Source organism: Pseudomonas sp. B392_1p (assembly GCF_052245235.1).
Classification (GTDB): Bacteria; Pseudomonadota; Gammaproteobacteria; order Pseudomonadales; family Pseudomonadaceae; genus Serpens; species Serpens gallinarum.
This window is the reverse complement of the sequence record NZ_JBQPXM010000012.1, coordinates 1-22,840: the sequence shown is the minus strand read 5'-3', so window position 1 is coordinate 22,840 and position 22,840 is coordinate 1. Positions and strand designations below refer to the sequence as shown.

The following is a 22,840-nucleotide window of genomic DNA, read 5'->3' as shown; positions in this document are numbered from 1 at the left end:
CTACAGCGAAAGGCGTCGAATTCGGCGCCTTTTTTTGTTTACAGCAGCAACTGTTATGAACGCCCTAACAACTTCGCCAGCCCTTCACGCATGCCGGTCGGCTCGGGGAATGCAAAACGCGCCAGCAGCCGTGCATTGTTGGCCCGCGAATGACGGATATCTCCGGCACGCGCCGGAAGGTGGCTCACTTCGGGCAAACCGCCGAGCACATCGCCAATGGCCGCCAGCAATTGATTCAAACTGGTGGCCCGACTCAGGCCAAGATTGACCGCGCCTGCTTCCAGCGTTTCGGCTTCCAGCGCCTGCACCAGCACCTCAACCAGGTCGCCGACATACACGAAGTCGCGGGTCTGCTCTCCATCCCCGAACACGCTGATGGGCAAGCCTTTTTGCGCCCGCTCGGTAAAGATGCTGATTACCCCGGAATAGGGCGAAGACGGGTCCTGACGTGGCCCGAAGATATTAAAGAAACGGAAGATCGCCGGTTCCAGGCCATGCTGCCGGCGATAGAAATCCAGGTAATACTCACTGGCCAGTTTGTCCGCGGCATAGGGCGTCAGCGGTGCCTTGGCCGTATCTTCGTCAATCGCCTCGCCTTCGCCATTGTTGCCATACACCGCGGCGCTGGACGCGAACACCACGCGACGCACGCCCTGCTCACGCATCGCCTCGCACAGGTTCAGGGTGCCGACCAGATTGCTCTGGTGAGTGCCCACCGGGTCGTCCACCGACGCCTGCACCGAGGCCACCGCTGCCAGGTGCACCACCGCCTGGCAGCCCTGCAAGGCCTGGCGCACCACGGCGGCATCTGCGACATCGCCTTCGATCAGGCTCAGGCGCGGATGCTCCAGTTGCAGGTTGGCGTGTTTGCCGGTGGACAGGTTGTCCAGCACACGCACGGCATAACCACGCGCCAGCAAGGCATCGGCCAGGTTGGAGCCAATGAAGCCGGCACCGCCGGTGATCAGTATCGGGGCATCATTCATGACGGAAATAACGATCCAGTAAGGGCGTCAGGCCCGTGCGCCAGGCACGCGGTTTGACGCCAAAGGTATTGAGAATCTTCTTGCAGGCCAGCACTGCGTGCTGGGGCTCTTCCGCCGCATCAACACAGGCTGCGTGAGCCTTGGCGGCGATTTCCACGCTGGGCATGCTGCGCAGAGTTCGCGCCTCGGCAAGAATAGCCTGCCCCACAGTCAGCGGAGTGGTCGCCTCCTGACCGCCGTAGTGGTAGGTGCCCCACAGCGGCGCCGCACAGTCCAGCTGCTTGAGCACAGCCAGAATGACCCGGGCCACATCATCCACGGGACAGGGATTGCCACGCCGGTCATCGGCCAATTCCAGTTCACCCGCTAGATCGGCACGCTGCAACAACCGTCCAAGAATGCCTTCGGAGCTGTCATCCAGCACCCAGCCCAGACGTAACAGAACATGCCGCGGGCAGATCGCCCGAATGCACTGCTCCATGCGCCAGAGTGATTGCCCACGCAGCCCCAGCGGCATGGCCTCGTCTTTTTCACTGTAGGCGGTGGCGCGCCCGCCATCGAACACCCGATAGCTGGACGGTTGCAGCAGCACGATGCCGTGGTGCTGGCAAAGCTCGGCCAGGCGCTCGACGGCCTGTTCCTGCTCGGCAAAGCGCTGCGCGCAGACCGTCTCGCTCTGGAACCAGTCGAAGTAATAGGCCAGATTAATCAACGCATCGGGGCGGGTATCGTCAAGGAGCTGGGTCAGGCTGGCGACATCCCAGCCATGCAGCGGCGGGCGCGGTGCAATAAAGCCGATGTCTTCTTCGGCCCCCTGGGCAATCAGTGCCTGGCCCAGTGAATTACCACCACCGAGCAACATCAGGCGCATGCGCATGGCATCAACTCTTGCAGGTATGAAGTACGGGTTCGCTGCATGGGAAATCAGTAGGATCCATCTGAAATGCGGTCTTGGAAGGCATGCCGCGTCTGGGAGGCATTTTGCGTGTTTCGTTGAACATCGTCACGCCCCGATCGCTGTCATACCTTCTGTACTACGCTACCAGGCCAATGGCAACCTGCTGCGCAGCGGGCAGATCACCTCTGCAACAGGAAACAGCGAGCCGTAGCATGGCTTCGCGTGATCACGGCGCAAGTCTCAACGAAAAAAAACGCAGCCTAGGCTGCGTTTTTTCAGACACCGTTTAGAACGGAATGTCATCATCGAAGCTGTCGTAATCCGGTGCGGGCTGCTGAGCCGCCGGTTTCGGAGTGGGGCGCGGTGCAGCTTGCTGCTGCGGCGCCTGCTCACGCGGCGGACGCGGAGCTCGCTGGGCGTAGTCGCCGCCTTCGCTGCTGCCGCCACGGCCACCCAGCAATTGCAGGGTGCCGCTGATGTCCACGACGATTTCCGTGGTATAGCGCTTGACGCCGTCCTTCTCCCACTCGCGGGTTTGCAGGCGGCCTTCAACGTAGCATTGCGAACCCTTGCGCAGGTATTCGCCGGCGATTTCCGCCAGCCTGCCGAAGAACACCACGCGATGCCATTCGGTGCGCTCCTGCTGTTGGCCGGTCTGCTTGTCCTTCCAGCTGTCGGTGGTGGCCAGCGTGATATTGGTTACCGCATTGCCGTTGGGCAGGTAGCGGGTTTCCGGATCACCGCCGACGTTGCCGATCAGTATGACTTTGTTAACCCCACGGGCCATGACGTTCTCCTAGGCTTCAGCACGCAGGCGCTGGTTCGACCAGGCGCTCAAGAGACGTGCGATCCAATTGTTCGGTATCCACTTTAATATAGAGGGCGGCCTCCTCGGCCACCACTACGGCATCCGCTACGCCCGGCACTGCCAGCAACCGCTCGGTCAGCCCGGCGTCGGCCATCGCCGTCGGCGACAGCGGCAGGCGCAAGCTGGTCACATAGGGAGGCTCGCGCATGGTAACAGCAATTATCGCCCACAGTGCGCAGAGCAGCGCACAGCCGATGAACACGCCATCCAACCCGCCGACCTGCATCAACCAGCCACCCAGGATGCCGCCAAGCGCAGCACCCAGGAACTGACTGGTGGAATACACGCCCATCGCCGTACCTTTGCCGCCGGCCGGCGACACCTTGCTGATCAATGACGGCAACGAGGCTTCCAGCAGGTTGAACGCGGTGAAGAACAGGATGGCGCCGATCACCAGCGCCATGAGGCTGTGGCCCACCTGCCAGAAATACAGTTCGCAAAACAGCAGCACGAGCACCGCGCCGGTCAAGACCCGCTTCATCTGGCGCTTTTTCTCGGCATAGATGATGAACGGCAGCATGCCGAAGAAGCCCACCAGCATAGCGACCAGATATACCCACCAGTGCTCTTCGCGGGGCAGACCACCCTGCTCCACCAGCGAGATCGGCAATGCCACAAAGCTGGCCATGAGGATCGCATGCAGCACGAAAATACCGGCGTCCAGGCGCAGCAGATCGCCATGGCGCAACGTCGCACGCAACGCCTGGCGCGCCACACCGGATTCGCGATGCTGCAGGGGGCCTGCACTGCGTGGTACCAACCCAGCGATAATCAAAATACCCAGCAACGCCATGGCTGCCGTTGCCCAGAACAAACCGGACAACCCGAACGCCCGGGTCAGCAACGGACCGACCACCATAGCCACCGCAAACGACAAGCCGATGCTCATGCCGATCATCGCCATGGCCTTGGTACGGTGCTGCTCACGGGTCAGGTCGGACATCAGCGCCATCACCGCGGCGGAAATCGCCCCGGCGCCTTGCAGGACACGCCCGGCAATCACGCCCCAGATGGAATCGGCATTGGCCGCCAGCACCGCACCGGCGGCAAAAATCAGCAGACCTACATAAATGACCGGGCGCCGACCGATGCGGTCGGACAGCATGCCAAAGGGAATCTGCAGCACCGCCTGGGTCAGGCCATACGCTCCAATGGCCAGGCCAATGAGTGCCGGGGTACTGCCGGCCAGATCCTGCCCATAGGTGGCGAGAACCGGCAGCACCATGAACATGCCGAGCATACGAAAGGCGAAGACCAGCGACAGTCCGCCGGCAGCCTTCAGCTCGACCGGCGACATACGCTCGCTATGCGGATCGTGCATGGAAATCCCTCATGAAAACCGGCGCCGATTCTAGCAGGCCGAGCCGCCAAGGGCTCGGGCAAAGCGTCGCGCCCGGTGAACTCAACCCCAGCCAAAGCTGACGCGGCTTGCCGGCCAGCCGTATACTTTGCCGTTTCCGCCCGCCATGCGAGGCCGCAGTACGTGGACAAGATTCTGATTCGTGGGGCACGCACCCATAACCTGAAAAATATCGACCTGACCCTGCCCCGTGACAAGCTGATCGTCATCACCGGGCTGTCCGGCTCGGGCAAGTCCTCGCTGGCCTTCGACACCCTGTACGCCGAAGGCCAGCGCCGCTATGTCGAGTCGCTGTCGGCGTATGCGCGGCAGTTCTTGTCGGTAATGGAAAAGCCCGATGTCGACACCATCGAAGGCTTGTCGCCGGCGATTTCCATCGAGCAGAAATCCACCTCGCACAACCCACGCTCGACCGTCGGCACCATTACGGAAATCTACGACTACCTGCGTCTGCTATATGCGCGGGCCGGGACTCCGCGCTGCCCGGATCACGACCTGCCCCTGGAAGCCCAGACGGTCAGCCAGATGGTCGACCAAGTCGTGGCGCTGCCCGAAGGCAGCAAGCTGATGCTACTCGCGCCCATTATTCGCGAGCGCAAGGGTGAACACCTGGCGGTCTTCGATGAACTGCGCGCCCAGGGCTTCGTCCGCGCACGGGTCAACGGCAGGCTCTATGAGCTGGATGAGCCGCCCAAGCTGGATAAACAGAAAAAACATTCCATTGATGTGGTGGTGGACCGCTTCAAGGTCCGCGCCGACCTGCAACAGCGCTTGGCCGAGTCGTTCGAGACCGCACTCAAACTGGCCGACGGCATTGCCCTGATCGCACCAATGGATGACGACGAGCAGGAAGAACTGATTTTCTCCGCGCGCTATGCCTGCCCGGTGTGCGGCCATTCGATCAGTGAACTGGAACCCAAGCTGTTCTCCTTCAACAATCCGGCTGGGGCATGCGGCACCTGCGACGGCCTCGGGGTAAAACAGTTCTTCGATGCCAAACGCCTGGTCAATGGCGAACTGACCCTCGCCGAAGGTGCGATTCGCGGCTGGGACCGACGCAACGTGTACTACTTTCAGATGCTCGGCTCGCTGGCCAGTCATTACGGCTTCAGCTTGGAGCGCCCTTTTGAAACCCTGTCTGCCGAAGACCAGAAAGCGATCCTGTTTGGCAGCGGCAAGGACTCGGTCGATTTCCGCTACCTCAACGACCGCGGCGATATCGTCAAACGTTCGCACCCTTTTGAAGGGATCATTCCCAACCTGGAGCGCCGCTACCGCGAGACCGAGTCGAACTCGGTGCGCGAGGAACTGGCCAAGTACCTGGCCACACAACCCTGCCCGGATTGCCGCGGCACCCGCCTGCGCCGCGAAGCACGCCATGTCTGGGTCGGGGAAAAAACCCTGCCGGCGGTGACCAGCCTGCCGGTGGGCGATGCCTGCGCCTACTTTGCCGACCTCTCCCTGCCCGGACGGCGCGGCGAAATCGCCGCCAAGATCCTCAAGGAAATTCGCGAACGTCTGGAGTTCCTGGTCAATGTCGGCCTCGATTACCTGACCCTGGAACGCAGCGCTGACACGTTGTCCGGCGGCGAAGCCCAGCGCATTCGCCTGGCCAGCCAGATCGGCGCCGGCCTGGTCGGCGTCATGTACATCCTCGACGAACCGTCCATTGGCCTGCATCAGCGTGACAACGAACGCCTGCTGGGCACCCTCACCCACCTGCGTAACCTGGGCAACACGGTGATCGTGGTGGAGCACGACGAGGACGCCATCCGCCTGGCCGACTACGTGGTGGACATCGGTCCCGGTGCCGGAGTGCATGGCGGCAGGATTGTCGCTGAAGGCACACCGACCGAGGTCATGGCCCACCCGGACTCGCTGACGGGCAAGTACTTGTCGGGCCGTGAAAAAATCCGCTACCGCGCCGAGCGCACGGTTCGCAATCCGAAGAAACTGCTCAAGCTCAAAGGCGCGCGCGGCAATAACCTGCAGAACGTCGACTTGGAAATTCCGCTTGGCCTATTGACCTGCGTGACCGGTGTGTCCGGCTCGGGCAAATCGACGCTGATTAACAATACCCTGTTTCCGATTACCGCCACCGCGCTAAATGGTGCGACCACCCTGGAGGTCGCTCCTTATACTTCCCTGGATGGCCTGCAGCACCTGGACAAGGTCGTCGACATCGACCAGAGCCCGATCGGTCGCACGCCCCGCTCCAACCCGGCCACCTATACGGGACTGTTCACGCCCATTCGCGAGCTGTTCTCCGGCGTGCCGGAAGCCCGCTCGCGCGGTTACGGCCCCGGGCGTTTCTCTTTCAACGTCAAGGGCGGGCGCTGCGAGGCCTGCCAGGGCGACGGCGTGATCAAGGTGGAGATGCATTTTCTGCCGGACATCTATGTGCCCTGCGATGTCTGCAAGGGCAAGCGCTACAACCGCGAAACCCTGGAAGTGAAGTACAAGGGCAAGAGCATCCATCAGGTACTGGAGATGACCATCGAGGAAGCGCGCGAATTCTTCGACCCCGTACCGGCCGTGGCGCGCAAGCTGCAAACCCTGATTGATGTCGGCCTTTCGTACATCAAGCTGGGCCAGAGCGCGACCACGCTGTCCGGCGGCGAGGCCCAACGAGTGAAACTGTCCCGAGAATTGTCCAAACGGGACACCGGTAAGACGTTGTACATCCTGGACGAACCCACCACCGGGCTGCATTTCGCCGATATTCAGCAATTACTGGACGTGCTGCATCGCCTGCGTGACAACGGCAACACCGTAGTGGTTATCGAACACAACCTGGACGTGATCAAAACCGCCGACTGGCTGGTCGATCTCGGCCCCGAAGGGGGTTACAGGGGCGGTCAAATCATCGCCACCGGCACGCCGGAACAAGTTGCGGACATGCCACAGTCGCATACCGGCCATTTCCTCAAGCCGCTGCTGGAGCGCGACAAGGGCTGACAGTTGGTGCCATTTGGCGCGCCTGGCTGTACCTTTTCGCGTCGCGGCTGGATTAGTTTGAAAAGCAAAGAGCCCGCAGCATGCTGCGGGCTCTTTTTTGTTACCCCGAAGCCAGTTACAGGGCTTCTTCCACCGGAATACCCAAGGCATTCGCCACGCCGGTGCCATAGGCCGGATCCGCCTTGTAGCAGTGGAGAATGTGACGCAGCTTGATGTGTCGCGCCGCATCGCCCATCGCCCGCGCCGTGTTGCCGAACAGCCGCTGCTGCTCTTCAGAACCCATCAGGCGGAACAGGTTGCCTGGCTGGGTGAAGTAGTCGTTGTCGTCCGCACGATAATCATAGCGGGCGGCAGCGCCTTCCAACGCCAGTGGCGGTTCGCTGAAATCAGGTTGTTCCTGCCATTCGCCATAGGTGTTCGGCTCGTAGTGCAGACGACCACCGTGGTTGCCGTCGACCCGCATCGCCCCGTCGCGATGGTAGCTGTGCACCGGGCAACGCGGGGCGTTGACCGGAATCTGATGGTGGTTGACTCCCAGGCGATAACGCTGCGCGTCGCCGTAGGAGAATAGACGCCCCTGCAGCATGCGGTCAGGCGAGAAGCTGATACCAGGCACCACGTTGGCCGGAGTAAACGCAGCCTGCTCGACGTCCTGGAAATAGTTGTCCGCGTTGCGGTTCAACTCGTAGTAGCCCACCTCGATCAGCGGATAGTCCTTTTTCGACCAGACCTTGGTCAGGTCGAAGGGATGGAAGCGGTACGAGGCCGCTTCAGCTTCCGGCATCACCTGTACGTACATGGTCCAGCGTGGGAAATCCCCACGCTCGATCGACTCGAACAGGTCGCGCTGTGAGCTTTCACGGTCATTGGCAACGATGGCCGCGGCTTCTTGGTCCGTCAGGTTCTTGATGCCCTGCTGGGTCTTGAAGTGAAACTTGACCCAGTAGCGCTGGTTGTCGGCGCTGATGAAGCTGTAGGTGTGCGAGCCGAAACCGTGCATATGCCGGTAGGAAGCCGGAATACCACGGTCACCCATCACGTAGGTGATCTGGTGCAGCGCCTCAGGCAGGCTGGTCCAGAAGTCCCAGTTATTGTTGGCATTGCGCATGTTAGTGCGCGGATCGCGCTTGACCGCATGGTTAAGGTCGGGGAATTTCAGCGGGTCGCGGAAGAAGAATACCGGCGTGTTATTGCCGACCATGTCCCAGTTGCCCTGCTCGGTGTAGAACTTGAGGGCATAGCCACGGATATCGCGCTCGGCATCCGCCGCACCGCGCTCACCGGCCACCGTCGAGAATCGCGCGAACATTGGCGTCTTCTTGCCCACCTCGGAGAAAATCCTGGCCTTGGTATAACGGGTGATGTCGTGAGTGACCACGAATTCGCCGAATGCACCGGAGCCCTTGGCATGCATACGCCGCTCGGGGATCACCTCACGGTCGAAGTGGGCGAGCTTCTCAAGAAACCAGACGTCTTGCAGCAGCATGGGGCCGCGTGGACCCGCGGTCATCACGTTCTGGTTTTCGGCGACGGGAGCCCCGGCAACGGTGGTCAGCTTCGGCTTATCAGTCATGGCATTACTCCTTGGTTTGCATTCGGTTCACCGGTTAACCGGTTGATGGCAGCCATCTTAGGGGCACCGCTGCATGACCTCTAATGCGCAAAATCAAAGCCTTCGATTGATTTTTTTTCGGACATAAAAAAACCGGGCACATGGCCCGGTTTTTTCGACAACCGATGTTACTCGGCCGCGGCTTCGACGGTACCAGCAACCGGACGGTCAACCAGCTCGACGTAGGCCATCGGAGCATTGTCCCCAGCGCGGAAGCCGCACTTGAGGATACGCAGGTAACCGCCCTGACGGGTGGCATAGCGCTTGCCCAGGTCGTTGAACAGCTTGCCGACGATGGCTTTCGAACGGGTACGGTCGAAGGCCAGACGACGGTTGGCGACGCTGTCTACCTTGGCCAGGGTGATCAGCGGCTCGGCAACGCGGCGCAGTTCCTTGGCTTTCGGCAGGGTGGTCTTGATCAGTTCGTGCTCGAACAGCGACACCGCCATGTTTTGAAACATGGCCTTGCGGTGTGCGCTGGTGCGGCTCAGATGACGGCCACTTTTACGATGACGCATGATTGAAATTCCTTACCAAACGTTCAGTTCGGTGATTGGGGACGATCAGGCAGTGGCCTTATCGTCCTTCTTCAGACTTGCCGGCGGCCAGTTATCGAGGCGCATACCGAGGGACAGACCACGGGAAGCCAGAACGTCCTTGATCTCGGTCAGGGACTTCTTGCCAAGGTTCGGAGTTTTCAACAGCTCAACTTCGGTGCGCTGGATCAGATCACCGATGTAGTAGATGTTCTCCGCCTTCAGGCAGTTGGCCGAACGAACGGTCAGCTCAAGGTCATCAACCGGGCGCAACAGGATCGGATCAATCTCGTCTTCCTGCTCGACCACCTCCGGAACAGTGTCACCCTTGAGGTCGACGAAGGCGGCCAGCTGCTGCTGCAGGATGGTCGCGGCTCGGCGAATCGACTCTTCGGGATCTAGAGTACCGTTGGTTTCCAGATCGATAACCAGCTTGTCCAGGTTGGTACGCTGCTCGACACGGGCGTTTTCCACCACGTAGGCGATACGGCGAACCGGACTGAAGGAAGCATCCAGCTGCAAGCGACCAATGCTGCGGCTTTCGTCTTCGTCACTCTGACGGGCATCGGCGGGCTCATAGCCACGGCCGCGCGCCACCTTGAGCTTCATGTTCAGCACGCCGTTATCAGCCAGATTGGCGATAACGTGGTCGCCATTGACGATTTCGACATCGTGATCCAGCTGAATATCGGCAGCGGTGACCACGCCCGGACCCTTCTTGGAAAGGCTCAGCGTAACTTCGTCACGGCCGTGCAGCTTGACGGCCAGGCCTTTCAGGTTGAGCAGGATTTCGATGACATCTTCCTGCACACCCTCAATGGCGCTGTACTCATGGAGCACGCCATCGATTTCGACCTCGACCACTGCACAGCCAGGCATGGAGGACAACAGGATGCGACGCAGCGCGTTGCCCAAGGTATGGCCAAAGCCACGCTCGAGAGGCTCGAGCGTAATCTTGGCGCGGGTCGGACTGACCACCTGAACATCAATGTGACGGGGGGTCAGGAACTCATTTACCGAACTCTGCATGGATACACCTATTTTCTAGCCCTTACTTGGAGTAGAGCTCGACAATCAGGCTTTCATTGATGTCGGCGGACAGATCGCTACGAGCCGGAACGTTCTTGAACACACCGGACTTCTTCTCGGCGTCAACTTCGATCCATTCGACACGACCGCGCTGAGCAGCCAATTCAAGGGCCTGGGCGATGCGCAGCTGGTTCTTGGATTTCTCACGAACTGCCACCACGTCACCGGCTTTCACCTGGTAGGACGGGATGTTCACGGTCTGACCGTTAACAGTGATCGACTTGTGGGAAACCAACTGGCGGGATTCAGCGCGGGTAGCGCCAAAGCCGATGCGGTACACAACGTTGTCCAGACGGCATTCGAGCAACTGCAGCAGGTTTTCGCCAGTAGCGCCTTTACGGCTGGCGGCCAGCTTGTAGTAACCGCTGAACTGGCGCTCAAGTACACCGTAGATACGGCGAACTTTCTGCTTTTCACGCAGCTGGGTACCGTAGTCGGAAAGACGACCGCGACGCTGACCGTGCTGGCCAGGAGCCTGTTCGAGCTTGCATTTGGAATCGAGCGCGCGTGCACCACTCTTCAGGAAGAGGTCGGTGCCTTCACGGCGAGACAGTTTGCATTTGGGACCAATGTAACGTGCCATTTTTCACTGTCTCCTATTACACGCGACGCTTCTTCGGCGGACGGCACCCGTTATGCGGGATGGGCGTCACGTCGGTGATGCTGGCGATTTTATAGCCGCAGCCGTTCAGAGCACGCACTGCGGACTCACGACCTGGACCGGGACCCTTGACATTCACGTCAAGGTTTTTCAGACCATATTCCAGCGCGGCTTGACCAGCACGCTCTGCAGCCACCTGGGCAGCGAACGGGGTGGACTTACGCGAACCGCGGAAACCCGAACCACCAGAGGTAGCCCAGGACAGAGCATTGCCCTGACGGTCAGTAATGGTCACGATGGTGTTGTTAAACGAGGCGTGGACGTGAGCGATCCCATCAACGACTGTTTTTTTGACCTTCTTACGAGGACGAGCAGCAGGTTTTGCCATGACTAGATTCCTACGCGATTACTTGCGGATCGGCTTACGCGGGCCCTTACGGGTACGCGCATTGGTCTTGGTGCGCTGACCGCGAACCGGCAGACCGCGACGATGACGCAGACCACGGTAGCAACCGAGGTCCATCAAACGCTTGATGTTCATGTTGGTTTCGCGGCGCAGGTCACCTTCAGTGGTGAGCTTGCCGACTTCGCCACGCAGCTGTTCGATCTGCTCGTCAGAGAGATCCTTGATCTTCGCAGCCGGATTTACGCCGGCAGCGGCACAGAGTTGCTGTGCAGTGGTGCGACCAACACCGTAGATGTAGGTCAGCGAGATAACAGCATGCTTGTTATCTGGAATGTTGACGCCTGCAATACGGGCCATTCAGTGAAACTCCAATTGACAGCTACCTACGCCCCGGAAGCCAAGAAATAGGGCGCGAGATATTAACGCTGTAGGAACGATTAATCAACCCGACAGCACACTAGCTGTCGGGCTATTGACGCTGTATCACACTCAGCCTTGGCGCTGCTTGTGACGCGGCTCCGCCTTGCAGATTACCCGCACGACGCCGTCGCGACGGACAATCTTGCAGTTACGGCAAAGCTTCTTGACCGATGCACGAACTTTCATCAGTAACTCCTAGAACCTTCCTGAATGCTTCAGCGGAGCATGCCGCTGCCATAGCCCTTCAGGTTGGCTTTCTTCATCAGGGATTCGTACTGGTGCGACACGAGGTGCGACTGCACTTGAGACATAAAGTCCATCACAACCACGACAACGATCAGCAACGAGGTCCCGCCAAGATAGAACGGAACGTTGGCCGCAACCACCAGGAACTGGGGCAACAGGCAGACGGCCGTCATGTACAGAGCACCGAACATGGTCAAACGAGTCAGAACGCCATCAATGTAACGCGCCGACTGCTCGCCCGGACGGATACCCGGGATAAAGGCACCGGACTTCTTCAGGTTTTCCGCTACGTCTTTCGGATTGAACATCAGCGCTGTGTAGAAGAAGCAGAAGAAGATGATCCCTGCGCTAAACAGCAAGATGTTCAACGGCTGACCCGGCGCGATCGACTGAGAAATATCCTGCAGCCAGCCCATGTTCTCGGACTGTCCGAACCACTGCCCCAGCGATGCCGGGAACAACAGGATACTGCTGGCAAAAATAGCCGGGATCACCCCTGCCATATTCACTTTCAGCGGCAAGTGGCTGGTCTGCGCAGCGAAGACCTTGCGGCCTTGCTGACGCTTGGCGTAGTGCACCGCAATGCGGCGTTGACCACGCTCAATGAACACCACGAAACCAATGATCGCAACAGCCAACAGGCCAATGACCAGCAACGCGACGATGTTGATATCGCCTTGCCGCGCTGACTCGAACGACTGACCGATCGCCGACGGCAGACCTGCAACGATACCGGCAAAAATCAGCATCGAAATGCCATTACCGACGCCGCGCTCAGTGATCTGCTCGCCCAACCACATCATGAACATGGCACCCGCCACGAAGGTGGTGATGGCCACGAAATGGAAGCCGAAATCAGCTGCAAAGGCTACACCCTGGCTTGCCAGGCCGATGGACATGCCAACAGCCTGAACGATTGCCAGCACCAGGGTGCCGTAGCGGGTGTACTGGCTGATCTTGCGACGGCCAGCTTCCCCTTCCTTCTTCAACTGCTCCAGCTGCGGGCTGACGGCGGTCATCAACTGCATGATGATCGATGCCGAAATGTACGGCATGATCCCCAAAGCGAAGATACTCATCCGTTCCAGCGCGCCGCCGGAAAACATGTTGAACAGGCTAAGAATGGTCCCCTCGTTCTGGCTGAACAACTCAGCCAAACGGTCAGGGTTGATTCCGGGAACCGGAATATGCGCACCGATCCGATAGACGATGATCGCCAGGAACAGGAAGCGCAGTCGAGCCCAGAGCTCGGACAACCCGCCGTTGCTTAGCGCAGAGAGAGCACCTTGCTTAGCCATTTAGTCCTCGAATTTTCCGCCAGCTGCTTCGATAGCCGCACGTGCACCCTTGGTGACGGCGATACCTTTAAGGGTGACAGCACGAGCGACCTCACCGGACAGCATTACCTTGACGCGCTGTACGTGTTGGCCGATCAGGTTGGCATCCTTCAGCGTTTGCACAGAGACCACATCGCCTTCTACCTTGCCCAGTTCGGAGGTACGAATCTCCGCGCGGTCCATGGCTTTCAGCGAGGTGAAACCGAATTTCGGCAAACGACGGTAAATCGGCTGCTGACCACCCTCGAAGCCGGGGGCGATGGAGCCACCGGAGCGAGAGGTCTGACCCTTGTGGCCGCGACCACCGGTCTTACCCAGACCGCTACCGATACCACGACCGGGGCGAGCCTTTTCGCGGCGTGCACCCGGCGCGGAGCGCAGGTCATTCAGTTTCATGGTTAACCCTCCACGCGCAGCAGGTAGTAGGCCTTGTTGATCATGCCGCGATTTTCAGGGGTGTCCTGAACTTCGACGGTATGACCAATGCGACGCAGGCCGAGGCCCTTGACGCACGCCTTGTGATTGGCCAGTCGGCCATTCACGCTCTTGATCAGCGTGACTTTGACAGTATTAGCCATGGTTAGAGAATCTCCTCGACGCTCTTGCCACGCTTGGCTGCAACGCTGGCCGGCGCCTGCATGGACTTCAGACCCTTGAAGGTGGCATACACCACGTTCACCGGGTTGGTGGAGCCATAGCACTTGGCCAGAACGTTCTGCACGCCAGCGACTTCAAGGATGGCGCGCATGGCACCACCAGCGATTACGCCGGTACCTTCGGAAGCCGGCTGCATGTACACCTTGGAGGCGCCATGTGCGGACTTGATCGGGTACTGCAGGGTAGTGCCGTTCAGGTCGACCTGGATCATGTTGCGGCGAGCCGCTTCCATAGCCTTCTGAATGGCCGCCGGTACTTCGCGGGACTTGCCACGACCGAAACCAACACGACCCTTGCCATCACCCACCACGCTCAGCGCGGTGAAAGTGAAGATACGGCCGCCTTTAACGGTCTTGGCAACACGATTAACCTGTACCAGCTTCTCGATGTAGCCTTCGTCGCGGCTATCGTCGCGATTGTCGCGATCGCGCTTTTGCTCGTGATTTGCCATAACTTAGAACTCCAGCCCGCCTTCACGAGCAGCATCGGCCAGCGCTTTCACACGACCGTGGTACTTGAAGCCAGAACGGTCGAACGCAACCTGGGAAATGCCAGCGGCTTTCGCACGCTCAGCCACCAGTTGACCAACCTTTTTGGCCGCGTCGATGTTGCCGGTGGCAGCATCACGCAGTTCTTTGTCCAAGGTCGAGGCCGAAACCAGAACCTTGCCGCCGTCGGCCGAAATGACCTGGGCGTAAATGTGCTGGGAAGAGCGGTACACGCAGAGGCGTACGGCTTCCAGCTCGCGCATTTTCAGGCGTGCCTTGCGAGCGCGACGCAGACGAGTTTCTTTCTTTACGCTCATTTGCTATGCCCTACTTCTTCTTAGCTTCTTTACGACGGACCACTTCGTCCGCGTAACGCACGCCCTTGCCCTTATACGGCTCGGGACGACGGAAGTCGCGGATTTCAGCAGCCACCTGGCCTACCACCTGCTTATCGATACCTTTGATTACGATATCGGTCTGGCTCGGGGTTTCAGCGGTGACGCCTTGCGGCAGTTCGTATTCGACCGGGTGCGAGAAGCCGAGGGCAAGGGACAGCACTTGACCTTTGGCCTGAGCCCTGTAACCGACACCCACCAGCTGGAGCTTGCGCTCAAAGCCTTGGCTGACGCCGACTACCATGTTGTTGACCAGCGCACGGGTAGTGCCGGCCATCGCACGGTTCTGCTGATCACCATTGCGAGCAGCAAAGCGCAGCTCGTCAGACTCCTGGATGACTTCAACAGACGGATGAATATTCAGTTCCAGAGCGCCCTTGGCACCCTTCACCGAAAGCTGCTGGCCGGACAGCTTGATTTCAACGCCAGCGGGCAGCTTGACGGGGTTCTTAGCAACGCGAGACATGCTTATCCCCCCTTAGAACACAGTGCAGAGTACTTCGCCACCCACGCCAGCGGCACGGGCAGCACGATCAGTCATCACACCTTTATTGGTGGAAACGATCGACACACCCAAACCACCGCGTACTTTCGGCAGCTGGTCTACGGATTTGTACTGGCGCAGGCCAGGACGACTGGCGCGCTTCAGCTCTTCGATAACCGGACGGCCTTCGAAATACTTCAGCTCGATGGACAGCAGCGGCTTGGCATCGCTGCTGACTTGGTAACCCGAAATGTAACCTTCGTTCTTGAGAACGTTGGCAACTGCCACCTTCAGCTTGGAAGCCGGCATGCTTACGACGGACTTTTCAGCCATCTGGGCATTACGGATACGAGTTAGCATGTCCGCTAACGGGTCCTGCATACTCATGGGCTAGACGCTCCTAATACAGAAAAATAGCCTTGCGGCTCATAATCGCCCGAGCTGCTCTAAAACAAAAAAGCCGGGCTCTGGCGAGCCGGCAATTCTAGAGATCACCCAGAAACAAATCAAGCCCCAGAGGGGCTTGATTTGATTTGTCGAGGCACACGAAGATTGCTCCCCGTGTCGCTTCGCACTTACCAGCTGGCCTTGACCAGACCTGGTACGTCGCCGCGCATGGCTGCTTGACGCAGCATGTTACGGGACAGGCCGAACTTACGGTAAACACCGTGCGGACGACCGGTCAGACGGCAACGATTGCGCAGACGAGCGGCGCTCGCGTCACGCGGTTGCTTTTGCAGTGCTACCTGAGCTTCCCAACGAGCTTCCTGAGTGGAGTTCGGGTTGGCAATGATAGCTTTCAGCTCGGCACGCTTTTTGGCGTACTTGGCGACCGTTTGCTGACGCTTCAGCTCACGGTTTTTCATGCTCTGTTTGGCCATTTCCTACTCCAATCAGTTGCGGAACGGGAAGTTGAAGGCGCGCAGCAGCGCACGGCCTTCATCATCGTTACGGGCGGAAGTGGTCAGGGTGATGTCCAAACCACGAAGCGCATCGATCTTGTCGTAATCGATTTCCGGGAAGATGATCTGCTCTTTGACACCCATGCTGTAGTTGCCACGACCGTCAAAGGACTTGGCATTCAGGCCGCGGAAGTCACGCACGCGCGGCAGGGAGATGGAGAGCAGGCGATCCAGGAACTCGTACATATGATTGCCACGCAGAGTGACCTTGACCCCGATCGGCCAGCCTTCGCGGACTTTGAAGCCAGCGATCGACTTGCGAGCGTAGGTAACCACCGGCTTTTGGCCGGTGATTTTTTCCAGGTCGGCTACTGCGTTATCGATGATCTTCTTGTCACCGATTGCTTCGCCCAGGCCCATGTTCAGGGTGATCTTGGTAACGCGCGGAGTTTCCATCACGTTGGCCAGCTGAAGCTCTTCCTTCAGCTTGGGCGCGATTTCCTTCCGGTAAATCTCTTTCAGTCGTGCCATGGTGTTTTACCTACGATGCTCAAGCGCCAACCGGCTTCTGGGTGGACTTGAAGACACGAATTTTCTTGCCGTCTTCAACCTTGAAGCCAACGCGGTCAGCCTTGTTGGTTTCAGCGTTGAAAATCGCAACGTTGGAAACGTGCAGCGGAGCTTCTTTCTCGACGATACCGCCTTGAACGCCCAGCATCGGGTTCGGCTTGGTGTGGCGCTTCACCAGGTTGATCCCACCAACGACCAGACGGTCGTCAGCGAGCACCTTGAGCACCTTGCCACGCTTGCCCTTGTCTTTGCCGGCGATCACGATGATCTCGTCTTCACGACGAATCTTTTGCATGACGGCTTCTCCTTACAGCACTTCGGGGGCGAGCGAAACGATCTTCATGAACTTCTCGGTACGAAGTTCACGAGTCACCGGCCCGAAGATGCGGGTGCCGATCGGCTCTTGCTTGTTGTTCAGCAGAACAGCAGCGTTACCGTCGAAACGAATGATGGAACCGTCGGGACGGCGCACGCCATGACGGGTACGCACGACAACAGCGGTCATCACCTGGCCCTTCTTCACCTTGCCACGCGGAATTGCTTCCTTGACCGTGACCTTGATGATGTCGCCGATACCGGCGTAACGGCGGTGCGAACCGCCGAGGACCTTGATGCACATAACGCGACGAGCACCGCTGTTGTCAGCGACGTCGAGCATGGATTGAGTCTGAATCATAAAATTTCTCCGACCCCTAGTCCTTAGACTTCCACTGCGCGTTCAACGACTTCCACCAGGGCCCAAGTCTTGGTCTTGGCCAGCGGACGGGTCTCACGGATGGTGACCTTGTCGCCGGTACGGCACTGGTTGGTTTCGTCGTGGGCGTGCAGCTTGGTCGAACGCTTCACATACTTACCGTAGATCGGGTGCTTTACGCGACGCTCGATCAGAACGGTGATGGTTTTGTCCATCTTGTCGCTGACAACACGGCCGGTCAGCGTACGGACTGTCTTTTCGGCTTCAGCCATGATCACTTACCTGCCTGCTGGTTGAGCACAGTTTTCACGCGAGCGATGTCACGCTTAACTTGCGAGAGCAGGTGAGACTGCCCCAACTGGCCAGTTGCTTTCTGCATGCGCAGATTGAACTGGTCGCGCAGCAGGCCGAGCAGTTGCTCGTTCAGCTGCTGTGCTGATTTTTCACGAAGTTCATTCGCTTTCATCACATCACCGTCCGCTTAACAAAGGAGGTGGCGAGCGGCAGCTTTGCAGCGGCCAGGGCGAATGCCTCACGCGCCAGCTCTTCGGAAACACCCTCGATCTCGTAAAGCACTTTGCCCGGCTGAATCTGGGCTACCCAGTACTCGACGCTGCCCTTACCTTTACCCATACGAACTTCGAGGGGCTTTTTGGTGACAGGCTTGTCGGGGAAGACGCGGATCCAGATCTTGCCGCCACGCTTCACGTGGCGGGTGAGTGCACGACGTGCAGCTTCGATCTGGCGAGCAGTCAAACGACCACGGCCCACGGATTTCAGTGCAAACTCGCCGAAGCTGACTTTGCTACCGCGCTGGGCCAAGCCACGGTTGTGGCCAGTCATCTGCTTGCGGAACTTCGTACGCTTTGGTTGCAACATTTGGCGTACTCCTTATTTCTTGGCAGCTTTACGAGGAGCGGGCGCCTGCGGCTTGAGCTCTTCCTGGCGGCCACCGATGACCTCGCCCTTGAAGATCCAAACCTTGACACCGATCACACCGTAGGTGGTGTGCGCTTCGTAGGTGTTGTAATCGATATCGGCACGCAGGGTGTGCAGAGGCACACGACCTTCGCGATACCATTCGGTGCGGGCGATTTCAGCCCCACCCAAACGACCACTGACCTGGATCTTGATGCCCTTGGCACCAATGCGCATGGCGTTCTGTACAGCGCGCTTCATGGCGCGACGGAACATCACGCGACGCTCCAGCTGCTGAGCAACGCTCTGTGCAACCAGCATGGCGTCGAGCTCCGGCTTGCGGATCTCTTCGATATTGATGTGCACCGGCACACCCATTTGCTTGGTCAGGTCCTGACGCAGCTTCTCAACATCTTCACCTTTCTTGCCGATCACGATGCCGGGACGAGCGGTGTGGATGGTGATACGTGCAGTCTGAGCCGGACGAGCAATGTCGATGCGGCTAATGGACGCGTTTTTTAGTTTGTCGTGGAGATATTCACGCACCTTGATGTCGGCGAGCAGATAATCGGCGTATTGGCCTTTTTCTGCATACCAGACGGAGGTGTGCTCCTTGACGATACCCAGGCGAATGCCAGTGGGATGTACTTTCTGACCCATCTGATCGACTCCGTTACTTGTCCGCAACCTTGACAGTGATATGGCAAGACCGCTTGACGATGCGATCAGCACGGCCCTTGGCCCGCGGCATGATGCGCTTCAGCGAACGCCCTTCGTTGACGAAAACGGTGGAAACCTTCAGGTCGTCCACGTCAGCGCCCTCATTGTGCTCAGCGTTGGCCACGGCCGACTCCAGCACTTTTTTCAGCAGTTCAGCGGCTTTCTTGTTGCTGAAAGCCAACAGGTTGAGCGCTTCGCCCACCTTCTTCCCGCGGATTTGGTCGGCGACCAAGCGGGCTTTCTGGGCGGAGATACGAGCGCCAGACAGCTTAGCGGCTACTTCCATCTTTCCTTACCCCTTAACGCTTGGCTTTTTTGTCAGCCACGTGCCCGCGATAGGTGCGGGTAGCAGCGAACTCGCCGAGTTTGTGGCCGACCATGTCTTCGTTAACGAGAACCGGGACATGCTGACGACCGTTATGCACGGCGATGGTCAGACCGACCATTTGCGGCAGGATCATCGAACGACGCGACCAGGTTTTCACCGGCTTGCGATCGTTCTTTTCCACCGCCACTTCGATCTTCTTCAGTAGGTGAAGATCAATAAAAGGACCTTTTTTCAGAGAACGCGGCACAGTCGTATCCCTCTAGTTACTTACGGCGACGGACGATCATATTGTCGGTGCGCTTATTGGTGCGGGTTTTCTTGCCCTTGGTCGGGAAGCCCCACGGCGACACCGGATGACGACCACCAGAGGTACGACCTTCACCACCACCATGCGGGTGATCAACCGGGTTCATGGCCACGCCACGTACGGTCGGACGGACACCCTTCCAGCGCTTGGCGCCAGCCTTGCCCAGCGAACGCAGGCTGTGCTCGTGGTTCGAGACTTCGCCCAGGGTCGCACGGCACTCAGCCAATACTTTACGCATTTCGCCGGAGCGCAGACGCACGGTCACGTAGGCGCCCTCACGGGCTACCAACTGAGCCGAAGCACCAGCGGAACGCGCGATCTGAGCACCCTTGCCCGGCTTCAGCTCGATACCATGAATGGTCGAACCCACCGGAATATTGCGCAGCGGCAGGCTGTTGCCAGCCTTGATCGGCGCGTTGGCACCGGAAATCAGCTGATCGCCCGACACTACGCCCTTGGGCGCAATGATGTAGCGACGCTCACCGTCGGCATACTTCAGCAGCGCGATGTGCGCGGTACGGTTCGGGTCATATTCGATGCGCTCAACGATGGCTGGAATGCCATCCTTGTTGCGACGAAAGTCGACCAGACGGTAATGTTGCTTGTGACCACCGCCGATGTGGCGGGTGGTGATGCGACCGTTGTTGTTACGACCACCGGTCTTGGACTTCTTTTCCAGCAGCGGAGCGTACGGAGCGCCCTTGTGCAGGTCCTGCCCAACCACTTTGACGACAAAGCGGCGGCCAGCGGAAGTCGGTTTGCATTTAACGATTGCCATGATGCACCCCTTTACTCAGCGCTGCTGGCGAAATCGAGATCTTGACCTGGCTGGAGAGCGATGTACGCCTTCTTCCAGTCATTACGCTTGCCCAGACCGCGAGCGGTACGCTTGGTTTTACCCTGCACGTTGACAGTGCGGATACCGGCGACCTTCACGCTGAACAGGCTTTCGACGGCCTTCTTGATTTCCAGCTTGGTTGCATCAGTGGCAACCTTGAAAACGAACTGACTCTTGCTGTCGGCCAGAACAGTAGCCTTCTCGGAGACATGCGGGCCAAGCAGTACTTTAAATACGCGTTCCTGGTTCATCCCAGCAGCTCCTCGAATTTCTTCACTGCCGACACAGTCATCAATACTTTGTCGTAAGCGATCAGGCTGACCGGATCGACGCCCTGCACATCACGCACATCAACATGCGGCAGGTTGCGTGCAGCCAGGTACAGGTTCTGATCAATAGCTTCGGACACGATCAGGACGTCAGTCAGCGACAGACCGTTCAGCTTGTTCAGCAGGCCTTTGGTTTTGGGTGCATCCACAACAAAATCTTCAACCACGACCAGACGCTCGGTACGAGCCAGCTCAGCGAGGATGGAGCGCAGAGCGGCGCGATACATCTTCTTGTTGAGCTTCTGGGAGTGATCCTGCGGCTTGGCCGCGAAGGTCACACCACCGCTGCGCCAGATGGGGCTGCGGATAGTACCGGCACGAGCACGGCCAGTGCCCTTCTGACGGAACGGCTTGGCGCCGCCACCAGATACTTCGGAACGGGTCTTCTGCGCGCGAGTACCCTGGCGACCGCCAGCCATATAGGCCACGACTGCTTGGTGTACCAGCGTTTCGTTGAATTCACCGCCGAAGATACGATCGGAAACTTCGATCGCCTGAGCGCCATTTACATTCAATTGCATCTCAGATTCTCCCCTTACGCCTTGGCAGCCGGACGGACGACAACGTCACCGCCGGTAGCGCCTGGAACGGCACCCTTGACCAGCAGCAGGTTACGTTCGGCATCCACGCGCACCACTTCCAGGGACTGCACGGTCACGCGCTCAGCGCCCATATGACCGGACATTTTCTTGCCCTTGAAAACACGACCAGGAGTCTGGCACTGGCCAATGGAACCTGGAACGCGGTGAGAGACGGAGTTGCCGTGCGTGTTGTCTTGTCCGCGGAAATTCCAGCGCTTGATGGTACCGGCAAAGCCTTTACCCTTGGACTGACCGGTCACATCGACCAGTTGACCTGCCTGGAAAATTTCGGCATTAATCTGATCACCTGCCTGGTACTCACCCTCTTCGAGGCGGAATTCCAGAACGGCACGACCAGCAGCGACATTCGCTTTGGCGAAGTGACCGGCTTGCGCCTTGGTCACACGGGAAGCGCGACGCTCGCCGACAGTTACCTGTACAGCGCGATAGCCATCGCTCTCTTCGTTTTTGAATTGGGTCACGCGATTCGGCTCGATCTCAATGACCGTAACCGGAATGGAGACACCTTCTTCGGTGAAAATGCGGGTCATCCCACACTTACGACCGACTACACCAATAGTCATGTTGTAAACCTCATGAGTGTACGGGGCTTTCACCCGCTATGGCCGCCCATTTCAGAGCGTTACACGACTAAAACCGGCAGGTTTTAGCCGAGGCTGATCTGCACTTCCACACCAGCCGCAAGATCGAGCTTCATCAGCGCATCGACAGTCTTGTCGGTCGGCTGAACGATGTCCAGCACACGCTTATGGGTACGAATTTCATACTGGTCGCGCGCGTCTTTGTTGACGTGCGGAGAAACCAGTACCGTGTACCGCTCCTTGCGGGTAGGCAGAGGAATTGGACCACGCACCTGAGCACCAGTACGTTTCGCGGTTTCCACGATTTCCTGGGTTGATTGATCGATCAGGCGATGGTCAAAAGCCTTCAACCGAATACGGATTTGTTGGTTTTGCATTTTGACCTCAGACTCCAATTTGCCATCCCTAACGGGCGGAATACGCCCGTTAAAAGGAGGCGCAATTGTACGGATGCCCCTACAGGGTGTCAATCTTTGACCAGCCAAAACAAAAAGGGCCCCGAAGGACCCTTTTTGCCACCAATCAACCGATTACTCGATGATCTTGGCAACCACGCCGGCGCCTACGGTACGGCCGCCTTCGCGAATCGCGAAACGCAGACCGTCTTCCATGGCGATCGGAGCGATCAGGGTGACAACCATCTTCACGTTGTCGCCCGGCATCACCATCTCAACGCCTTCCGGCAGTTCGCAGTTACCGGTGACGTCAGT

Annotated in this window: 35 protein-coding genes; 1 reads left to right on the top strand and 34 read right to left on the bottom strand. The window is 58.7% G+C overall.

The window, feature by feature from the left end; all coding sequences use genetic code 11:
* Window positions 1–53: 53 nt before the first annotated feature.
* From ACTV8E_RS16320 to ACTV8E_RS16305, 4 genes are all read right to left on the bottom strand, one after another.
* Window positions 54–986, bottom strand: a complete 933-nt coding sequence (locus ACTV8E_RS16320) for an SDR family NAD(P)-dependent oxidoreductase (protein WP_443200190.1) — start codon at window positions 984–986, stop codon at window positions 54–56.
* Window positions 979–1,863: a sugar nucleotide-binding protein gene (locus tag ACTV8E_RS16315; protein ID WP_443200189.1), complete on the bottom strand. Its 885-nt coding sequence runs from the start codon at window positions 1,861–1,863 to the stop codon at window positions 979–981. The genes ACTV8E_RS16320 and ACTV8E_RS16315 overlap by 8 nt, the downstream gene beginning before the upstream one ends.
* 307 nt (window positions 1,864–2,170) lie before the next feature.
* Window positions 2,171–2,671 (bottom strand): single-stranded DNA-binding protein, encoded by a 501-nt coding sequence (locus ACTV8E_RS16310; protein WP_251837749.1) that lies wholly within the window; start codon window positions 2,669–2,671, stop codon window positions 2,171–2,173.
* Window positions 2,672–2,687: 16 nt separating this feature from the next.
* Entirely contained in the window at window positions 2,688–4,073 is a 1,386-nt protein-coding gene (locus ACTV8E_RS16305; protein ID WP_251837750.1) for an MFS transporter, read from the bottom strand.
* 162 nt (window positions 4,074–4,235) lie between these two features.
* On the opposite strand from ACTV8E_RS16305, the gene uvrA reads away from it, so the two are divergent.
* Window positions 4,236–7,070, top strand: coding sequence for an excinuclease ABC subunit UvrA (uvrA, locus tag ACTV8E_RS16300; protein ID WP_443200188.1), 2,835 nt, complete (start codon window positions 4,236–4,238; stop codon window positions 7,068–7,070).
* Window positions 7,071–7,185: 115 nt separating this feature from the next.
* Here the strand turns inward: uvrA and ACTV8E_RS16295 are convergent, their stop codons facing one another.
* The 30 genes from ACTV8E_RS16295 to ACTV8E_RS16150 all read right to left on the bottom strand — a co-directional run.
* Window positions 7,186–8,643 carry a catalase gene (locus ACTV8E_RS16295; protein ID WP_443200187.1) on the bottom strand — a complete coding sequence of 486 codons (1,458 nt, stop codon included), beginning with the start codon at window positions 8,641–8,643 and terminating at the stop codon, window positions 7,186–7,188.
* Between the two features lie 167 nt (window positions 8,644–8,810).
* Window positions 8,811–9,200, bottom strand: coding sequence for a 50S ribosomal protein L17 (rplQ, locus tag ACTV8E_RS16290; RefSeq protein ID WP_251837753.1), 390 nt, complete (start codon window positions 9,198–9,200; stop codon window positions 8,811–8,813).
* Window positions 9,201–9,245: 45 nt separating this feature from the next.
* Window positions 9,246–10,247, bottom strand: a complete 1,002-nt coding sequence (locus tag ACTV8E_RS16285) for a DNA-directed RNA polymerase subunit alpha (protein WP_251837754.1) — start codon at window positions 10,245–10,247, stop codon at window positions 9,246–9,248.
* 22 nt (window positions 10,248–10,269) lie between these two features.
* Entirely contained in the window at window positions 10,270–10,890 is a 621-nt protein-coding gene (rpsD, locus tag ACTV8E_RS16280; protein WP_443200186.1) for a 30S ribosomal protein S4, read from the bottom strand.
* A 16-nt stretch (window positions 10,891–10,906) separates the two neighbouring features.
* Entirely contained in the window at window positions 10,907–11,296 is a 390-nt protein-coding gene (rpsK, locus tag ACTV8E_RS16275; RefSeq protein WP_251837756.1) for a 30S ribosomal protein S11, read from the bottom strand.
* Between the two features lie 18 nt (window positions 11,297–11,314).
* Window positions 11,315–11,671 (bottom strand): 30S ribosomal protein S13, encoded by a 357-nt coding sequence (gene rpsM, locus ACTV8E_RS16270; RefSeq protein ID WP_251837757.1) that lies wholly within the window; start codon window positions 11,669–11,671, stop codon window positions 11,315–11,317.
* A 132-nt stretch (window positions 11,672–11,803) separates the two neighbouring features.
* Complete coding sequence (rpmJ, locus tag ACTV8E_RS16265; protein ID WP_027590520.1) at window positions 11,804–11,920, bottom strand: 50S ribosomal protein L36; 117 nt, start codon at window positions 11,918–11,920, stop codon at window positions 11,804–11,806.
* A 29-nt stretch (window positions 11,921–11,949) separates the two neighbouring features.
* A complete protein-coding gene (secY, locus tag ACTV8E_RS16260) occupies window positions 11,950–13,278 on the bottom strand; it encodes a preprotein translocase subunit SecY (RefSeq protein ID WP_251837758.1) in 1,329 nt (442 codons plus the stop codon).
* Window positions 13,279–13,713 carry a 50S ribosomal protein L15 gene (rplO, locus tag ACTV8E_RS16255; RefSeq protein ID WP_251837759.1) on the bottom strand — a complete coding sequence of 145 codons (435 nt, stop codon included), beginning with the start codon at window positions 13,711–13,713 and terminating at the stop codon, window positions 13,279–13,281.
* Window positions 13,714–13,715: 2 nt separating this feature from the next.
* A complete protein-coding gene (gene rpmD / locus ACTV8E_RS16250) occupies window positions 13,716–13,895 on the bottom strand; it encodes a 50S ribosomal protein L30 (RefSeq protein ID WP_093985653.1) in 180 nt (59 codons plus the stop codon).
* A gap of 2 nt (window positions 13,896–13,897) precedes the next feature.
* Complete coding sequence (rpsE, locus tag ACTV8E_RS16245) at window positions 13,898–14,425, bottom strand: 30S ribosomal protein S5 (RefSeq protein ID WP_251837760.1); 528 nt, start codon at window positions 14,423–14,425, stop codon at window positions 13,898–13,900.
* Between the two features lie 3 nt (window positions 14,426–14,428).
* Complete coding sequence (gene rplR, locus ACTV8E_RS16240; protein ID WP_251837761.1) at window positions 14,429–14,779, bottom strand: 50S ribosomal protein L18; 351 nt, start codon at window positions 14,777–14,779, stop codon at window positions 14,429–14,431.
* Window positions 14,780–14,789: 10 nt separating this feature from the next.
* Complete coding sequence (rplF, locus tag ACTV8E_RS16235; RefSeq protein ID WP_251837762.1) at window positions 14,790–15,323, bottom strand: 50S ribosomal protein L6; 534 nt, start codon at window positions 15,321–15,323, stop codon at window positions 14,790–14,792.
* Between the two features lie 12 nt (window positions 15,324–15,335).
* Window positions 15,336–15,728 carry a 30S ribosomal protein S8 gene (rpsH, locus tag ACTV8E_RS16230; protein WP_251837763.1) on the bottom strand — a complete coding sequence of 131 codons (393 nt, stop codon included), beginning with the start codon at window positions 15,726–15,728 and terminating at the stop codon, window positions 15,336–15,338.
* 188 nt (window positions 15,729–15,916) lie between these two features.
* Window positions 15,917–16,222 carry a 30S ribosomal protein S14 gene (rpsN, locus tag ACTV8E_RS16225; RefSeq protein ID WP_251837764.1) on the bottom strand — a complete coding sequence of 102 codons (306 nt, stop codon included), beginning with the start codon at window positions 16,220–16,222 and terminating at the stop codon, window positions 15,917–15,919.
* A 12-nt stretch (window positions 16,223–16,234) separates the two neighbouring features.
* Window positions 16,235–16,774, bottom strand: a complete 540-nt coding sequence (gene rplE / locus ACTV8E_RS16220) for a 50S ribosomal protein L5 (RefSeq protein ID WP_251837765.1) — start codon at window positions 16,772–16,774, stop codon at window positions 16,235–16,237.
* Window positions 16,775–16,793: 19 nt separating this feature from the next.
* Window positions 16,794–17,108, bottom strand: a complete 315-nt coding sequence (rplX, locus tag ACTV8E_RS16215; RefSeq protein ID WP_251837766.1) for a 50S ribosomal protein L24 — start codon at window positions 17,106–17,108, stop codon at window positions 16,794–16,796.
* A gap of 12 nt (window positions 17,109–17,120) precedes the next feature.
* Entirely contained in the window at window positions 17,121–17,489 is a 369-nt protein-coding gene (rplN, locus tag ACTV8E_RS16210; RefSeq protein ID WP_003281831.1) for a 50S ribosomal protein L14, read from the bottom strand.
* 23 nt (window positions 17,490–17,512) lie between these two features.
* Window positions 17,513–17,779 (bottom strand): 30S ribosomal protein S17, encoded by a 267-nt coding sequence (rpsQ, locus tag ACTV8E_RS16205; RefSeq protein ID WP_251837767.1) that lies wholly within the window; start codon window positions 17,777–17,779, stop codon window positions 17,513–17,515.
* A 2-nt stretch (window positions 17,780–17,781) separates the two neighbouring features.
* A complete protein-coding gene (gene rpmC / locus ACTV8E_RS16200) occupies window positions 17,782–17,973 on the bottom strand; it encodes a 50S ribosomal protein L29 (protein ID WP_002555481.1) in 192 nt (63 codons plus the stop codon).
* Window positions 17,973–18,386, bottom strand: a complete 414-nt coding sequence (gene rplP, locus ACTV8E_RS16195; RefSeq protein WP_251837768.1) for a 50S ribosomal protein L16 — start codon at window positions 18,384–18,386, stop codon at window positions 17,973–17,975. The genes rpmC and rplP overlap by 1 nt, the downstream gene beginning before the upstream one ends.
* Window positions 18,387–18,398: 12 nt before the next feature.
* Window positions 18,399–19,085, bottom strand: coding sequence for a 30S ribosomal protein S3 (gene rpsC / locus ACTV8E_RS16190; protein ID WP_251837769.1), 687 nt, complete (start codon window positions 19,083–19,085; stop codon window positions 18,399–18,401).
* A gap of 13 nt (window positions 19,086–19,098) precedes the next feature.
* On the bottom strand, window positions 19,099–19,431 hold the full coding sequence (rplV, locus tag ACTV8E_RS16185; protein ID WP_251837770.1) for a 50S ribosomal protein L22: 333 nt from the start codon (window positions 19,429–19,431) through the stop codon (window positions 19,099–19,101).
* Between the two features lie 13 nt (window positions 19,432–19,444).
* Window positions 19,445–19,720, bottom strand: coding sequence for a 30S ribosomal protein S19 (gene rpsS, locus ACTV8E_RS16180; RefSeq protein ID WP_090444963.1), 276 nt, complete (start codon window positions 19,718–19,720; stop codon window positions 19,445–19,447).
* Between the two features lie 16 nt (window positions 19,721–19,736).
* The gene (rplB, locus tag ACTV8E_RS16175) at window positions 19,737–20,558 is read right to left on the bottom strand and encodes a 50S ribosomal protein L2 (RefSeq protein WP_251837771.1); all 822 of its coding nucleotides are present in this window, start codon (window positions 20,556–20,558) and stop codon (window positions 19,737–19,739) included.
* Between the two features lie 11 nt (window positions 20,559–20,569).
* Window positions 20,570–20,869, bottom strand: a complete 300-nt coding sequence (rplW, locus tag ACTV8E_RS16170; protein ID WP_251837772.1) for a 50S ribosomal protein L23 — start codon at window positions 20,867–20,869, stop codon at window positions 20,570–20,572.
* On the bottom strand, window positions 20,866–21,468 hold the full coding sequence (gene rplD, locus ACTV8E_RS16165; RefSeq protein ID WP_251837773.1) for a 50S ribosomal protein L4: 603 nt from the start codon (window positions 21,466–21,468) through the stop codon (window positions 20,866–20,868). The genes rplW and rplD overlap by 4 nt, the downstream gene beginning before the upstream one ends.
* A 14-nt stretch (window positions 21,469–21,482) precedes the next feature.
* Window positions 21,483–22,112 (bottom strand): 50S ribosomal protein L3, encoded by a 630-nt coding sequence (rplC, locus tag ACTV8E_RS16160; RefSeq protein WP_251837774.1) that lies wholly within the window; start codon window positions 22,110–22,112, stop codon window positions 21,483–21,485.
* Between the two features lie 83 nt (window positions 22,113–22,195).
* Window positions 22,196–22,507, bottom strand: a complete 312-nt coding sequence (gene rpsJ / locus ACTV8E_RS16155) for a 30S ribosomal protein S10 (protein ID WP_003463313.1) — start codon at window positions 22,505–22,507, stop codon at window positions 22,196–22,198.
* A gap of 153 nt (window positions 22,508–22,660) precedes the next feature.
* On the bottom strand, window positions 22,661–22,840 hold a 180-nt coding region (locus tag ACTV8E_RS16150), incomplete at its 5' end, for an EF-Tu C-terminal domain-related protein (RefSeq protein WP_443200185.1).

Bases quoted from the DNA above. Each gene is read 5' to 3' on its own strand.
- rpsK (WP_251837756.1), bottom strand. From the start codon at position 11,296: ATGGCAAAACCTGCTGCTCGTCCTCGTAAGAAGGTCAAAAAAACAGTC.
- rpmJ (WP_027590520.1), bottom strand. From the start codon at position 11,920: ATGAAAGTTCGTGCATCGGTCAAGAAGCTTTGCCGTAACTGCAAGATT.
- rplR (WP_251837761.1), bottom strand. From the start codon at position 14,779: ATGAGCGTAAAGAAAGAAACTCGTCTGCGTCGCGCTCGCAAGGCACGC.
- rpsH (WP_251837763.1), bottom strand. From the start codon at position 15,728: ATGAGTATGCAGGACCCGTTAGCGGACATGCTAACTCGTATCCGTAAT.
- rplQ (WP_251837753.1), bottom strand. From the start codon at position 9,200: ATGCGTCATCGTAAAAGTGGCCGTCATCTGAGCCGCACCAGCGCACAC.
- ACTV8E_RS16295 (WP_443200187.1), bottom strand. From the start codon at position 8,643: ATGACTGATAAGCCGAAGCTGACCACCGTTGCCGGGGCTCCCGTCGCC.
- rpmC (WP_002555481.1), bottom strand. From the start codon at position 17,973: ATGAAAGCGAATGAACTTCGTGAAAAATCAGCACAGCAGCTGAACGAG.
- rpsJ (WP_003463313.1), bottom strand. From the start codon at position 22,507: ATGCAAAACCAACAAATCCGTATTCGGTTGAAGGCTTTTGACCATCGC.
- ACTV8E_RS16320 (WP_443200190.1), bottom strand. From the start codon at position 986: ATGAATGATGCCCCGATACTGATCACCGGCGGTGCCGGCTTCATTGGC.
- rplD (WP_251837773.1), bottom strand. From the start codon at position 21,468: ATGCAATTGAATGTAAATGGCGCTCAGGCGATCGAAGTTTCCGATCGT.
- rpsD (WP_443200186.1), bottom strand. From the start codon at position 10,890: ATGGCACGTTACATTGGTCCCAAATGCAAACTGTCTCGCCGTGAAGGC.
- rplW (WP_251837772.1), bottom strand. From the start codon at position 20,869: ATGAACCAGGAACGCGTATTTAAAGTACTGCTTGGCCCGCATGTCTCC.
- rplF (WP_251837762.1), bottom strand. From the start codon at position 15,323: ATGTCTCGCGTTGCTAAGAACCCCGTCAAGCTGCCCGCTGGCGTTGAA.
- rpsC (WP_251837769.1), bottom strand. From the start codon at position 19,085: ATGGGTCAGAAAGTACATCCCACTGGCATTCGCCTGGGTATCGTCAAG.
- rplN (WP_003281831.1), bottom strand. From the start codon at position 17,489: ATGATTCAGACTCAATCCATGCTCGACGTCGCTGACAACAGCGGTGCT.
- rplO (WP_251837759.1), bottom strand. From the start codon at position 13,713: ATGAAACTGAATGACCTGCGCTCCGCGCCGGGTGCACGCCGCGAAAAG.
- rpsN (WP_251837764.1), bottom strand. From the start codon at position 16,222: ATGGCCAAACAGAGCATGAAAAACCGTGAGCTGAAGCGTCAGCAAACG.
- rplV (WP_251837770.1), bottom strand. From the start codon at position 19,431: ATGGAAGTAGCCGCTAAGCTGTCTGGCGCTCGTATCTCCGCCCAGAAA.
- rplX (WP_251837766.1), bottom strand. From the start codon at position 17,108: ATGCAAAAGATTCGTCGTGAAGACGAGATCATCGTGATCGCCGGCAAA.
- rpsM (WP_251837757.1), bottom strand. From the start codon at position 11,671: ATGGCCCGTATTGCAGGCGTCAACATTCCAGATAACAAGCATGCTGTT.
- rpsQ (WP_251837767.1), bottom strand. From the start codon at position 17,779: ATGGCTGAAGCCGAAAAGACAGTCCGTACGCTGACCGGCCGTGTTGTC.
- rplC (WP_251837774.1), bottom strand. From the start codon at position 22,112: ATGACTATTGGTGTAGTCGGTCGTAAGTGTGGGATGACCCGCATTTTC.
- secY (WP_251837758.1), bottom strand. From the start codon at position 13,278: ATGGCTAAGCAAGGTGCTCTCTCTGCGCTAAGCAACGGCGGGTTGTCC.
- rplE (WP_251837765.1), bottom strand. From the start codon at position 16,774: ATGGCACGACTGAAAGAGATTTACCGGAAGGAAATCGCGCCCAAGCTG.
- rpmD (WP_093985653.1), bottom strand. From the start codon at position 13,895: ATGGCTAATACTGTCAAAGTCACGCTGATCAAGAGCGTGAATGGCCGA.
- ACTV8E_RS16305 (WP_251837750.1), bottom strand. From the start codon at position 4,073: ATGCACGATCCGCATAGCGAGCGTATGTCGCCGGTCGAGCTGAAGGCT.
- rpsE (WP_251837760.1), bottom strand. From the start codon at position 14,425: ATGGCAAATCACGAGCAAAAGCGCGATCGCGACAATCGCGACGATAGC.
- ACTV8E_RS16285 (WP_251837754.1), bottom strand. From the start codon at position 10,247: ATGCAGAGTTCGGTAAATGAGTTCCTGACCCCCCGTCACATTGATGTT.
- ACTV8E_RS16315 (WP_443200189.1), bottom strand. From the start codon at position 1,863: ATGCGCATGCGCCTGATGTTGCTCGGTGGTGGTAATTCACTGGGCCAG.
- ACTV8E_RS16310 (WP_251837749.1), bottom strand. From the start codon at position 2,671: ATGGCCCGTGGGGTTAACAAAGTCATACTGATCGGCAACGTCGGCGGT.
- rplP (WP_251837768.1), bottom strand. From the start codon at position 18,386: ATGTTGCAACCAAAGCGTACGAAGTTCCGCAAGCAGATGACTGGCCAC.
- rplB (WP_251837771.1), bottom strand. From the start codon at position 20,558: ATGGCAATCGTTAAATGCAAACCGACTTCCGCTGGCCGCCGCTTTGTC.